Raw genomic sequence first — 13,461 nt, forward strand, 5'->3', positions numbered from 1 at the left:
GATGCGGGTGTGTCGGAGGGGATCGAGGCGGGGCTGGCGGAGGCGTTCGGGCTGTTGCTGCCGCATCTGGATGAGCGACAGCGACGGCTGGCCCTGGGGGCCGCTGCCCGGGTGCGGGGGCGCGGCGGGATTCGCCTGGTGGCTGGTGCCGCGGGGGTGGCGGAGTCCACGGTGTCGCGCGGGCTGCGGGAGCTGGAACTCGGTGAGGAGCCCGATGGCCGGGTTCGGGCGGCGGGTGCGGGCCGCAAGCGGCTGCGGGACGTTGACCCGGATCTGGTCCCGGCCTTGCTGGCGCTGGTCGAGCCGGACCAGCGGGGAGACCCGGAGTCGCCGCTGCGGTGGACGGTGAAGTCCACCCGTGTTCTGGCCGCGGAGCTGTCCCGCCAGGGCCACCGGGTCGGCCACGACACGGTGGCCGCGCTGCTGAAGGACGAGGGGTTCTCCCTGCAGGGCACCTCACGCACGACCGAGGGTGCCCCGCCACCCGGACCGGGATGCCCAGTTCCACTACATCAACGACCAGGTCAAGACGTATCTCGCGGACGGGCAGCCGGTCATCAGCGTGGACACCAAGAAGAAGGAGACCCTGGGCGAGTATGCGGTCGCCGGGCGCGAATGGCACCGGGCCGGGCGGCCGGTCCCCGTGCGCGCTCATGACTTCCCCGAGAAGGGAGCCAAGAAGGCGGTTCCGTACGGAATCTGCGATATCGGTGCGGACGCCGGCTGGGTGTCGGTAGGCTGCGACGGCGACACCGCCGCTTTCGCGGTGGCCACCCTGCGCCGTTGGTGGGACGGGGAAGGACGGCACCGCTACCCGCGCGCCTCCCGGCTGCTGATCACAGCCGACGCCGGCGGTTCCAACGGATACCGGGTCCGCGCCTGGAAGAAGGAACTTGCCCACTTCGCTCACGCGGCCGGGCTGGAGGTGACCGTCTGCCATTTCCCTCCGGGCACTTCAAAATGGAACAAAATAGAACACCGACTGTTCTCGCAGATCAGCATCAACTGGCGCGGCAGGCCCCTGACCAGCCATGAAGTCGTGGTCAACATCATCGGCGCGACCCGCACCCGCACCGGACTGGCCGTCCACGCCGAACTCGACCCCGGCGCCTACCCCACCGGCGTCACCATCCCCGACGACGTCATGGACCGCCTCCCCCTCACCCCGCACGACTGGCACAGCACCTGGAACTACACACTGCGACCCGAACCCCTCGCTCCACCGCCCCCAGTACGGCCCGCCGAGTTCGGACGTTTCGCCGCCGGCGACAAACTCCCCACCTGGCTGCGGCACCCCAGCCTCACCGGACTGGAACCCCCTGCCTTTGACGACCTCGTCGCCCGCTACCGCGACTACTGCACTCAGCACCCACCGGTCCTGCTCCCCGGGAAACGCCCCGACGGCGGACCCGGCGCCGGCACCCGGAGGCTCTCCGCCGCCGACCATCTCGTCGTCTTCCTCCTACACAAGCGCTGGTCCATGACACAGGTACCGCTCGCCGAAGCGACCGGCCTGTCCAAGAGCAGGATCGGCGCAACCCTCCGGGACGCCGCCCCCGTCCTTGCCGCACTCGGCCACACGGTGCCCACCGGCGGCCTCACCGTGACCTCCGCACAGCAACTCGCCGCGATCGCCGGCCACACTCAGCCCGTCCTACACGACCAGTAGATCCAGGAGTTATTTATCGACAAGCCCCTGGCCCGGTCAGGATCTGAAGGGCGCAGGGCAAAGAGCCTGACTCATCTCGACGAGAAGGACTCTTCACCTAGTGAAGCACCACAAACATGTGGAGCAATGGAAGGCAATGAGCCGCAGCAATGATGCCCAATTTATCCAGCTTCACCCAGATTTGAGCGAGCGAAGCTCGCCAACTCCTTGAGTCATAGTTCCAGAAACTACCCAGACTATTGACAGACGCTGCGGTGCTTGATGTTCTCTGAGGGGTCGCGTTCGACCGTGTTCAACACTCCAACAACTTCTTGCGCAAACCAACGCGCGTGGCCTGCCCATGAAGGAGTACGGATGGCGAAAAACCATGCGTAGCCGGCTGGCCGCGTCCGCTGCCGGCCAGGACAACGAGGTCGGGGCGAACCCGCATTCGCTGGAGCAATTGGAGTTTCCTGCGGCAGTGGTCGGGTCAGGGACGTCGTGGCGGGCAGCGCCTCGCCGAGCGGAGGGGCCTGCAGCAGCGCGGTGTGCAACTGCGGCCGACCGCGGGCGATGGCGTGGCCGACGCCCTGGACGACGACGAGCCGGGAGTCTAAGAATCATCGGATCCCTGCTCACCGTACTGCTGTGCGGTGCTGGACCCAGCGCCTCAGCCTCGGCCGCAACTGCCGCTCCCGAGTCCGCGCTGGCCGACTATGTCCACTCCAAGGGCCCGAAGTTCGGCATCTACACCAGCGCCGGAGGCTTCGACCGCGCAGTTGACGCCTGGTCAGGGTGGTTTCTTCGCCTCTACCACCTGCCCGCCCGCCGCTTGCTGCGGATCGAGGCCACCTGGTCCTGGGCGAAGGCGTTCGCGACCTGCTGGCAGCGGCTCACCACACTCCCGGCCGTCACCTGACCACAGCGGACCGCCGACGCGAGCTGACGGTCAATCCCGTAATGGCGATGTGCATCGAATAGTCACTGATGGAAGAAGGGTCCTCGACAGTGAGCAGACGATACAAAAAGATCGCATCTCTTCTAGGGGTGATGATAGTCGCATCACTCCTGCTTGGTGTACCCGCAGCTAAGCAGGCAAACGCGCAGCAGGTGGCGGGAAGTGCTCCGTTCATCAACTCGTGGCTGGTGTCGGGTCCGTTTGATTCGCCGGTCGCCGACAAGCAGTATGAATGCGAAGCCGGGACGCTACCCGTCGACGGGAAGACGAAGATAACCCCGAAGACCGGTGAATCGTTGAGCTTCGGCGACGAAGGCAGAAAGTGGGAGTACTTCGACGACCGGATCTATAACCGGAACTACGACGACTACCAGGATCTCTACGGGTACTACGCCGTCAAGAAGGGTGTCGATACGAGGAACAAGTACGTGTACGCGCACACGTACGTCTACAGTCCGGTCGAGCAGCAGGCATATTTCAATGTCGGGGCGAGCGGTTCCTACCGGCTGTATGTGAACGACAGGTGCCTGACGGGCCCAAGCACTCCGGTGGAGGTGCAGAAGGATCTGACGAAGCAAGCAGTCCAGCTACAGGCAGGCTGGAACAAGCTGATGATTCAGATCAAGCACACCTACACGGAGGACGTGAATTCAAACGGTGTGCCGATTGCCAAGGACCAGAACGTAGCCTACCTCGGGTTCTACGGTCGGGTGGCGGATCAGGCCGGCAACAAGATCAATGGCCTGGTCAATTCCGTGACAGGGCCGTCGGGAAACCTGCAGATCGTGTCGCAGGGACTCTCGGCTGACGATGCGGTCGGCACTCCGCTCCCGAAGGGCAACATGCCGATCGGCTACAAGGAATGGCCGTACGTCTGGAACAAGTCGGCGGCCGGCAACAAGTACGGCGTCGCCGCTTCGGCGTTCCAGTTCATGGCTGCCGGTGGCGCGCCGGGCTATACGTGGAAGATCGTCGATGGGAAGTTGCCTGATGGTCTGGAGTTGAACCCTGACGGATCCATCGCGGACGGATTGGTCGACGGGAAAGTCGATCTGAACAGCACCAAGGGCATCATCAGCGTCAACACCAAACCAGGCGACTATCACTTCACTGTCCAGGTGGCTGACAGTGAAGGGAACACTGCTTCAAAGGACTTCACCATCAGGGTGAAGGAACGTCCCAACAAGTGGTTCGAAGAAGGCCGGGTCGGCGCATTGACCCATGCCGCCCCAACGTACAACTACTACGTGGATCCGAACTACTCCGTTGATCGATGGGCAGCGCGAGCGAAGCGTCAAGGACACTCGCTGGTGTCAGTCGAAGCGCTACAGCAGAACTATAACTGGCCGTCCAAGTTCGCAGACCCGAAGCATATCAGGGCAGAATACGTTCCAAAGGATGAAAACGGCAAAGTAGTAGACGGACTGAAGCAGTTCGAACAAGCAGTAAAACGTCACGGCATGAAATTCGGCTTGTATTACGCAACCGAGGGTGGCGGTTTGCAGCATTTCTCCACTGATGTGTTGGTGCAGAATGTGGAGGATCTCATCCACCGTTATGGTCCGGAATACCTGTACTTCGACGGTCCGCAGGCAATGCCCAATGCCAATTTTGACGTGATGTATAGCGCAATACGCGATTACAGCGATGGCATCATCGTGAACTCAAACGCGTGGGGAGCAGAGTACGGCGATCCGGATCTGAGAACCGAAGAGGCGTCTGGTATCTATGCCGGTACGCAGGCAAATCATCTTCTGAAGCGGACCCCCATGGAACCGTGGAAGATGATCCACACTAAGAACATGATGTCGCCGTACTATGGTAAGCGCGACGACTTCAGGCAGGTCTCGAAAGAGATGCTGAGTAATGCTGGTCGGGGAAATGTCGACAACAACGATCAATCGGTTATCGACAGCCGGGGGCCGAACTGGGACTCTCCCCAAGAGATCGCCACGAGGTACCCGAAGGCTGTCCAGGAGTTCATCGATGTAAGAGAAAACCTCGCCAACTGGTTCGGGCCGGTGCATGGGCCGGAGAGGCACGAGTCCACGACGGGCACGACGCCGTACTTCCTGGCGGGCTACGGCTACGAAGACGATGGACGAGGAAATTATGAGAAGTTCGCTCGTCCCAACAGCACGACTGGTCCGCAATGGGGATACGCGACCGCCAGGGACAACAACATCTACCTGCACATCATGAAGGGGCCCGACGGCAAGAAGGGCTTCGACGCGATTACCGACAAGTCCTTGACCATTCGTCCGGTCAAGGATCGGGTGACGTCGGTGAGATGGTTGAACAGCGACATCCCGGTCACGTCGTTCAGCCAGGAGGGCGACAGCCTGACTCTCAACCTGGCCGATGTGCAGGAAGATCCGATCGACACGATCATCAAGATCGTGACCGACGGTCCTGAGCGCAAGTACAAGCTGACCAACATCGACGTGACCGGTGAGCAGCTGGCGCCGCAGATATTGAAGGTCAAGGCCGAGGGCTACATGACGTATCCCGCGCTGAAGGCCAAGCTTTCGGACGTGACCTACAGCAGTGCGAATCCTGAGGTAGCGGCGGTTGAGCCCAGTGGAATCGTGCATCCGGTGTCGGACGGCACGACGAGCATCACCGTACGAGGCACTCATGAGGGCGTGACCAAACAAGGCGCGTTGAAAGTGACGGTCAAGGACGGCCTCGTCCATGTCTCCGACATGATCAGCGCATCGTTGCTGGTGGAAGGGAAAGAGGCATACGGTGAGTTCGGCCTGAACGACGGGCTCAAGTACGAGATAGAAGGCAGGTCGGCCGCAGGCGGGCCCATCGGCTTGGACGCGGCACAGATCAAGTGGCATGGCGGCATCGTCGATCTGGCCGGCGGTGACAAGTACAAGCCGGTCGCCATCAAGGAAGTAGACACGTTCGCGTTCAAGAAGAACAAGATCATCACCCCGCAGGTCGAGGCGCCCACGAGGGGAGTCGTCTGGGCAGACGTGACACTGGACGGTAAAACCTTCACGACAAACAGGGTCTTCCTGGACCTGCTGCAGTTCCGGAACCTTGCGAAGGGCGCCGAAATCACTGCCAGCCAGCAGCAGGATGCCGTGTCGAACCTCACCGACGGCAAGCTCATCGACGCCGACCACAACGATCAGTCGAAGTGGTCGGTGCCAGGAAACGAGAAGGCTTGGATTCAATTCAAGCTTCCAGCGAAGTCCGAGATATCGAACCTCGACATCAACTTCAACACGCTGGATCAGCGGTACATCAACACGCCCAAGACAATCAAGATCCAAACCAGTGACGACGGCGTGACCTGGAATGATGCCGGCACCGTCAACGGCCCCACCGGCAGCGCCTATTTCGGGTTCTACAACCAGTACCCGCTGAGCGCACAGGCCCAGTACGTGAAGCTGGTGTTCGACGGCGGCTCCAACGGGTCAACGACCGACCTGCTTGAGGTAGCCATCAACGGAGGCCGCCTGAGGCCGCAGACGTCCCTGACGGTGACCCCGGCCGAGGCGGATGCGCAACCGGGCCGCGCCATCGACGTGAGCGGCACGCTCGCGATGTCGGACAATGGGTGGGCGCCCGCGAACACGCCGATCACCGACGTGGAGCTCAGTGTGATGCCGCCCTCCGGGTGGCAGGTCGACGGTGCGACGGTGTCGAAGCCGTCCATGCAGGACGGTTCGTCCATCGAGGGTCGGTGGGCCATCACGCCACCGAAGCAGTTTGCCCCGGGGCATGTCGACGTGCCGATCGTAGCCACCTACCATTTCCAATTCCCCGACGATCCGTTGGACCACCTGGTGCGTGTGGAGCGGTCAGTCCGGGTGTTCCTGCCGCCCCCCACCCCGAGCGGAAGCGCGTATCTCAGCGACCTGCCGTTCCTGAGCGCGTCCAACGGGTGGGGCCCGGTCGAGCGCGACAAGTCCAACGGTGAGGCCGGCGCCGGCGATGGAGCAACCCTGACCCTCGACGGGAAGACGTACGCCAAGGGCCTCGGGGTGCACGCGACCAGCGAGATCACCTTCTGGCTCGGCCGTGCTTGTCGCACCTTCCATGCTGAGGTTGGTATCGATGACGAGAAGGCCCAGAGCGGATCGGTGGCGTTCCGGGTGCTCGGCGATGGCAAGCAGCTCGCCGATACCGGCGTCGTACGCGGCCCCGACAACGCCCGCCCCGTCGACGTCGACGTGACGGGGGTAAGGATACTGACACTGCGGGTCACCGACGGCGGTGACGGCAACGGCTCCGACCACGCCGACTGGGCCGACGCCCGGGTGGTCTGCGACTGAGCCACCCGCCGGTCTGTTCTCACCCGCGCGGTTGGCCACATGCCGCCGCGGTGAGTCGGATCCGCGTTCCCACCAGGGCTCTGTGCACATCATCCTCGGCGCACGTAGACCTCAGGTCGGGCACATCGCGGCAGACCCAAGGACTATCAGGCCGAGGATGATGTGCACAGGAACGCCCGCCATCTGCGCGGCAACGGCAACTGACCCACCGCCCGCGTGTTGCCTTCCCCGCCCGGGGAAGGCAACACGCGGCGTTCCACGCCGGATGGCAACGAAGGAGAAGGAGCGGTGTCGAGGGTTGGTCATGACATGTACCACCGCTTCCCACTGTCCTTCCGTGAGGTGGGGGAGCGGCACTGTCACGTTGGCGGATGGCGTGGGAGTACCCTCGGGTTGATCATGGTGGAGGGGGGATCGTCCGTGGGGAGCACGAGCCGAGACGACCATCCGCGTCGCCATCGGGGACCAGATCACTGGCGCTGTTGGCCGGCCCACCACGGCCTGAACACAGGCCCGGACCGCAGGGCCAGCCATGCCCCGACGCACCGTCAGACACTCACACGCCCAACAACGTGACAGCGCCGTCCCTCTTCAAGGAGAGCACATCGGCGTGGTGGACGTGTCGGTCGATCATGGCGGCGGCGACGGTGTCGTCGCCGAAGACCTCGCCCCAGCGGCCGAAGAACTTGTTGCTCACTGCTGCGACAGCGAGTTGGTGCAGGTCTTCCACCTGTGCTCGAACCAACACCGCCTCACAACGCAAACCGAAAGTGAGCCAGATCCGTTACTGACTTCGGCGTATTAGGGTCTGTCCGGTCTGTCGAGAGCGAGGCCCGTCCCGGCGAGGAATCCGCCGAGGATGCCGTGCCGGTACTGCAGCGCTTTGAGCCGCCTGCGGAGCAGAGTCTCCAGCTCGCTGAGGGTGCGGGCGGCCAGGTTGGCCAGGCTCCGCTTGATGTGCGCCCACAGGCCCTCGACCGGGTTGAGGTCGGGCGCATACCCGGGCAGCAGGACCACCGTCAGCCAGTCCCGCTCGGCAACGAGTGCCTTCATCGTCTTGGAGATGTGGGTGTTCAGCCGGTCCCACACCACGATCAGCGGGGCCTTGAGCAGTTGGTGGGCGCCATCCAACAGGCGTATGTAGTCCGCCTCGCCCAGCGAGCGACGCTCGCCCTTGCGGCCGGTATGCCGACGCAGCCGGTAGCACAGACGGGCGGGCAGGCCCGGCCGGTAGCACAGCAGACCGGCCACCGAGAGACGTCCCCGGCTACGGCCGGGCACCTTGACCCTCGGGGTGATGCCGCGCCGGCCCCAGGTGCGGCCCTTGGGCGGCCGACCGGTCACGCCCGCTTCGTCCTCGAAGCAGATGAACGCGCCGGTCGCCGCCCGGAGGGTTTACCTCCTGCCAGGTCGCCTCCCGCCATGCGGTGATCGCGTCCTCGTCGCGTTCGGCGGCGGGCCGGGCGGGCATCTGCACGCTGTAGCCCATGCGGTGCAGCAGCCGAGTGACCCCGGAGACGCTGTAGGAGAGGTGGAACTTCCGCCCGATCAGCGTGCGTACCCGCGCGGCGGTCCACACCTGGTCGTCCGCCCAGCCGTGCGCGGCCGGCCCTCATCAAGCCACATCGCGAGCTTGGTCTGCAGGTGTGGGCCGAGCCGACAGTCGTAGCCGCAGGGGCCTCTGGAACGCAGCGCCTCGCGTCCGCCCGTCCTCCAGGTGCGGCGCCACTGGTAGACCGACTTCTCACTCACCCGTAACTCCCGGGCGATGCACGGGACTTCCACGCCCTCATCGAAGAGGTCAACGGCCCGCATCCGTACCTCTTCCCGGCGCCTGCGCTGCTCGGCGGTCAGCCCGCCCCCGTCCGGATACCGCATACCTCCGGCGTACCAGCCCGGACGGACCCCGTCACCCCTCCCGACACAAATCCAGACCCCGAAACGCCGAAATCAGTAAGGGGACACTCCCGGGTCCAGCGTGGGCAGCGGGGCGTCCGACGGAAGCAGGCCCTGGCGGCGTAGCCCGAGCCACATGTCCGCGGGGATCGGACGGTGGATCATGCGGGCAGCGTCCTCGACCTCGGCAGCACTGCGTGCGCCGACGAGCACGCTCGCGACGGCTGGGTGCCCGAGTGGAAACTGCAGTGCTGCGGCCCGAAGCGGGACGTCGAAGGTCTCGCACAGGGCCTTGACAGCCAGCGCCCGTTCCAGGAGGTCCTGCGGGGCGGGGGCGTAGTCGAAGGTCGCGCCGGGTCTGGGGTCGGCGAGCAGACCGGAGTTGAACACTCCGCCGATGACGACGGAAACGCCGCGTCGGGCGGCCTGGGGGAGCAAAGAGGTCAGGCCGCTGTGGTTGAGCAGGGAGTAGCGGCCGGCCAGCAGAACTACGTCGATGTCGGTGTCGCGGACGAACCGCTCCAGCATGCGGGTCTGGTTCATGCCGACGCCGATCGCGCCGACAAGCCCCTCCGCGCGCATCCGCTCCAGCTCGGGGTAGGCGGAGTCGAAGGCCGCGCGCTCGTGATCGTGTGGGTCGTGCAGGTAGATGATGTCGACCCGGTCCAGGCCGAGGCGGGTCAGGCTCTCTTCCAGACTGGCGCGCACGCCGTCGGCGCTGAAATCCCACACGCGCTCGTGGGTGGCGGGGACGGCAAAGCCGTTGGCCAGGTCGTCTCCTTGCTCATCGCGGGGGCGGAGCAGGCGGCCGACCTTGGTCGAGAGCGTGTACTGGCCGCGCGGCTTGGTGCGCAGCGCCTGGCCGAGGCGGCGCTCGGACAGGCCCAGCCCGTAGTGCGGGGCGGTGTCGAAGGTGCGGACCCCGTTGGCCCAGGCAGCCTCGACTGCCGCGGCGGCTTCCTCGTCGGTGACCGCGTGGAACAGATTGCCGAGCGGGGCGGCGCCGAAGGAGAGCTCGCTGGCCATGGTGGTGCTGCGCCCGAGTGCTGTGGTGCGCATGGTGGGTTTTGCCTTTCGCTGGTGGTGCCTGGCCGGGCCAGGCCGGTTGGGGAGGTGCCGTGACCCGGCCGGGGGCTTTTTGGGCCCGCGCCTGTGGCAAGCAGCAGGCGCGGGCCCGCCGTTCCGCTGTCGACCGCCGGCGCCGTGCCGGTCGTCGATCCTGAGAGGGGCTCGCAAGGCAGGCGGCGGCTGCGGCGGCTTCGTCCGCAGTGGCCGGCCTGTAGGCGGCGGGGGAGTCGGCATCATGGGGCGCCGCGTCTGAGCGTCCGCGCTTACCCGGGGTGGGGGAGCGCGCGTGGTAAGTATCAACGGCGGTGATGCGTGCTCTTGCTGGGGGCATGCTGGTTCCTCTCAGGCTTGGAGGAACGTCTGGAGCTGGCTGCCGAGCGTGTCGACGGCGAGTTCTGCGCTGTACCCGGGGCGTGGATGTGGGTTGTCGGCGGCCCCGGTGCCACACCGGCGGGGGTTTGCGGTTTCCGACCACTTCGCCGGGCTCCAGTATCAGGTGCTGGCTCGGGTACCAGAGGATGTGGGCTGGGCGCGCTCCGGGTGGTTCAGCCGGAAGGGCACTACCTTGCCAGGTCGCGTCACAGGAGCCCCGATCCGTAGTTCGGACGCGTTCAACTCTGGCGATGCGCCTGTCGGCAGCGCATCGCGCGCCCGCTGCAACACCTTCGCCGACCGGGAATCCGGCGTCGATGTCCTGCGTGCCTCATGACAGCCCGAAGAGTCAGCCCTCGTCGGCCATGAGCGCTGGCACCTCTCGCTCAGCCGGCCCGACCCACGGCAGATTCATAGCGGCGGTTCCCTTCCGACATCGGATGAATGTGCGGTGAAAACTCTTGCGAGGGGTGTACCACAGCCCATGTGTACCGACCCGCGGGAGGTTCGTCGCATCGTTAGCGGCTGAGGGGTCATGCGAGGATCCCGTACCACTCGGCCGCGGTTTCACCGAACACTGCGGCTTGCTCCTGCGGGCTCAATGACTCGATGAGCTCGTCGGCGACTGCCACGACCTCGCCGTAGTCAGCGGCGAGCAGGCAGACTGGCCAGTCCGATCCGAACATCAGCCGGTTGGGGCCCAGCCGGTCGAGGAGTGTGTCGGCATAGGGGTGCAGGGCCGCCGCGCTCCACGGATCGGCCCGGGTGACCAACCCGGACAGTTTCACCGCGACGTTCGGGCAGGTCGCGAGGTCGGAGATGAGCGCAGCCCAGGGGCCATGCGCGTCCGGATGGATCTCCGGGTTGCCCGCGTGGTCGAGAACAAACCGCACCTCGGGCAAGGCGGCCACGGTCCGCACCGCGGCCGCCAGTTGAGTAGGTCGTAGGCCAGCCCGGCCGCACCGACCGCCAGGATGCCGCGGCGGGCGTCGGTGCGCAGTAGCCAGTCGGGGTCGGCCTCGTCCTGGACACCGTGTCGCACACCGACCAGGGCTGTGCCACCAGGCAGCTGCCGCAGCCGCGCGATGCGCTCTGCGACGTCGGGGGCGGTGAGGTCGACCCAGCCGACTACGATGGTGGGCGTCGATGCGCACGGGGTCACCAACCGGGCTGGCCGTAGCCGATACCGGGCTGGGTGGGCGCGCGCAGCATACCGTCCGGGCCCACCGCCGGCTCGCGCACCACGGGATTGGTGTAGACGAGGGACTCGTAGTATGAGGTGTTCGGGATGGCCATGCACAGATGGGCGTTGACCAGCCCCGGACCGTGCACCTCGGAGCGCAGCTGGAAGCTGTCGGCCAGGTGGGCTATCCGCAGGGCGCCGGTGATGCCGCCCTTGTACTGCGCGCTGGTCCGCACATAGCCGGCCGCGCCGGCGGAGATGAAGTCCGCCATGTTCAGATGTGCGCCGTCGGAGGTCTCGCCGACGAGCAGCGGCACGGTCACGCGTTCAGCGAGCCAGCGGTACGAGGTCACGCTGAACTCCCGCATCGGCTCCTCGTACCAGGTGTAGTCGGCCTCCGCCAACGCCCGGCCCACATAGACAGCATCCGCGAGGTCGAAGCCGGCGGAGCCGTCGTACATCAGCGGAACAGCATCGCCAACGTGTGCCCGCAGCTTCTGGCAGAGGTCGGCGTCGGCGCGGGCATCCCCCCAGGCGTGAAGCTTGATGCCGACATAGCCGGCCTCCAAGCACTGGTCGGCGACGTCGAGGAACTCCTCGACGGTGGAGAAGGTGACCGTGCTGGCGTACGCAGGGAGCGCCTCGCGGTATCCGCCGAGCAGCCGGTGGACGGGGAGTTCCGCAGCCTTCCCGGCGAGGTCCCACAGCGCGACGTCGACCAGTCCGAGCGCATAGATCGGAAACTCCTCGATCCGATCGAGCTCCCAGAGCCGGTGCCAGAGGAGCTCCCGCAGCAGCGGGTCGCGGCCGATCAGGTCCTGCCGGATCCGGCGCTCCACCAGGTCAGCCACGATGAGCCCGCGCCGGGTGTGCGCCTCCCCGGTCAATCCCTCGTCGGTGTGGATCCGCAGGATGCCGCCGACCACCGATTCCTCGGATCCGGGCAGTCCGGCGCGCCAGCGGAACTGCGGCTGCGCGGGGAGGTCGACGAGTTCGATGGTCACATCGGTGATGTGCATGCTGTCCTTCGCATACGAGAGTGGCGGCTGGTTCAGGCGGGGCGCGTGTCGTTGGCGAGCAGGCGGCGCCTGATTTCCTGCTCGAACTGGCGCTTCGTCGTATCGATGTGCTCGGCCATCAGCGTCGTGGCCAGCGCTTCGTCGCCGGAGGCGATCGCCTCGGCGATGGCCTGATGCTGGTCGGCGGCCGCTGTCAGCGATCCGCCGGCGACCCCGGCCAGGCCTATGGCGCTGACCTGTCGCTGGAGTTGGCGCACCGACTCGACGGTGGAGGCGAAGAACTTATTGGCCGCAGCGGCCCCGATGCCGCCGTGGAAGTCCTCGTCAGCTTGGGTGAATGCCTCGATGTCGGAGCGCTCCGCCGCCTGCGCCGACTGCTTCGCCGCTTCGCGGATGACCTTGACCTGCGCGGGAGCCGCCCGCTGCGCCGCAAGCTGCGCGGCGATGGTCTCCACATGGAGGCGGAACTCGAAGAGCTCTTCCACCTGGTGCACGTCTGCCGGCAGGAACTGGGAGAACGGCTCACGCCACGGGGGCGCATCGGGTTCGGCTACGTAGATACCCCGCCCCTTCTGTACGGAGAGCCGCCCAAGCGCAGACAGGATCTTTACAGCCTCGCGGACGACTGTTCTGCTCATCCGGACCTCGTCCGCCAGGTCCTTCTCGGTGGGCAGCCGAGCGCCGGGCGGAAGCTGCTCCCGGACGATGTATTCGAGGATCAGCTCGGCCGCGATCTCGTAGCCAGGGCGGTAGCCGCCGTCCCCGGTGGACTGCTGCGGGGCGGGCGATGACTGGTCAGGCAGGGCCAACTCGGTTCCCTCCAATCGCTGCGGTGTGCGTGTCCCGTAGCGGAGGTGTACCCGATGGGGACATGCGACAACGGTGAATGGTTCATATCTATTTGGTAGCAGGTACTCAGTGAATCACAAGTAGGGGCTTGACGCGAGCGGACCTCGCACCCAGACTCGTGCCACCTTGAGACGACCGGGCGCAGCTCACGGTGGCCCGATCGTCGATGATCGATC

The 13,461-nt window shown here is 65.7% G+C and carries 9 protein-coding genes and 1 pseudogene; 2 read left to right on the forward strand and 8 right to left on the reverse strand.

All coding sequences use genetic code 11. From position 1 onward, the window contains the following. Positions 1–9: 9 nt before the first annotated feature. Positions 10–1,669: pseudogene (locus OH735_RS37315) on the forward strand (ISAzo13 family transposase). 987 nt (positions 1,670–2,656) lie between these two features. Next, a complete protein-coding gene (locus OH735_RS37320) occupies positions 2,657–6,898 on the forward strand; it encodes an NPCBM/NEW2 domain-containing protein (RefSeq protein ID WP_406386201.1) in 4,242 nt (1,413 codons plus the stop codon). 556 nt (positions 6,899–7,454) lie between these two features. Here OH735_RS37320 and OH735_RS37325 read toward each other — a convergent pair. The 8 genes from OH735_RS37325 to OH735_RS37360 all read right to left on the reverse strand — a co-directional run bounded on the left by OH735_RS37325 (position 7,455) and on the right by OH735_RS37360 (position 13,245). Continuing rightward, complete coding sequence (locus tag OH735_RS37325) at positions 7,455–7,646, reverse strand: ATP-binding protein (protein ID WP_406386203.1); 192 nt, start codon at positions 7,644–7,646, stop codon at positions 7,455–7,457. Between the two features lie 53 nt (positions 7,647–7,699). Continuing rightward, entirely contained in the window at positions 7,700–8,242 is a 543-nt protein-coding gene (locus OH735_RS37330) for a transposase (protein WP_406381518.1), read from the reverse strand. Further along, on the reverse strand, positions 8,166–8,477 hold the full coding sequence (locus OH735_RS37335; protein ID WP_406381519.1) for a winged helix-turn-helix domain-containing protein: 312 nt from the start codon (positions 8,475–8,477) through the stop codon (positions 8,166–8,168). Before OH735_RS37335 ends, OH735_RS37330 begins: the two co-directional genes overlap by 77 nt. Then, complete coding sequence (locus OH735_RS37340) at positions 8,447–8,776, reverse strand: helix-turn-helix domain-containing protein (RefSeq protein ID WP_406381521.1); 330 nt, start codon at positions 8,774–8,776, stop codon at positions 8,447–8,449. Before OH735_RS37340 ends, OH735_RS37335 begins: the two co-directional genes overlap by 31 nt. Before the next feature lie 72 nt (positions 8,777–8,848). After that, positions 8,849–9,853: an aldo/keto reductase gene (locus tag OH735_RS37345; RefSeq protein WP_406386205.1), complete on the reverse strand. Its 1,005-nt coding sequence runs from the start codon at positions 9,851–9,853 to the stop codon at positions 8,849–8,851. Positions 9,854–10,767: 914 nt separating this feature from the next. Beyond that, positions 10,768–11,145 carry an amidohydrolase family protein gene (locus OH735_RS37350; protein ID WP_406386206.1) on the reverse strand — a complete coding sequence of 126 codons (378 nt, stop codon included), beginning with the start codon at positions 11,143–11,145 and terminating at the stop codon, positions 10,768–10,770. Positions 11,146–11,392: 247 nt separating this feature from the next. Continuing rightward, positions 11,393–12,436 carry an enolase C-terminal domain-like protein gene (locus OH735_RS37355; RefSeq protein ID WP_406386208.1) on the reverse strand — a complete coding sequence of 348 codons (1,044 nt, stop codon included), beginning with the start codon at positions 12,434–12,436 and terminating at the stop codon, positions 11,393–11,395. A 32-nt stretch (positions 12,437–12,468) separates the two neighbouring features. Continuing rightward, positions 12,469–13,245, reverse strand: coding sequence for a FadR/GntR family transcriptional regulator (locus OH735_RS37360; RefSeq protein WP_406386209.1), 777 nt, complete (start codon positions 13,243–13,245; stop codon positions 12,469–12,471). Between the last annotated feature and the right edge of the window lie 216 nt (positions 13,246–13,461).

Origin of the sequence: Streptomyces sp. NBC_01618, assembly GCF_045209435.1 — a bacterium.
Lineage (GTDB): Bacteria > Actinomycetota > Actinomycetes > Streptomycetales > Streptomycetaceae > Streptomyces.

Coding starts and splice junctions, on each gene's coding strand:
- OH735_RS37355 (WP_406386208.1), bottom strand. CDS start 12,436: ATGCACATCACCGATGTGACCATCGAACTCGTCGACCTCCCCGCGCAG.
- OH735_RS37345 (WP_406386205.1), bottom strand. CDS start 9,853: ATGCGCACCACAGCACTCGGGCGCAGCACCACCATGGCCAGCGAGCTC.
- OH735_RS37340 (WP_406381521.1), bottom strand. CDS start 8,776: ATGCGGTATCCGGACGGGGGCGGGCTGACCGCCGAGCAGCGCAGGCGC.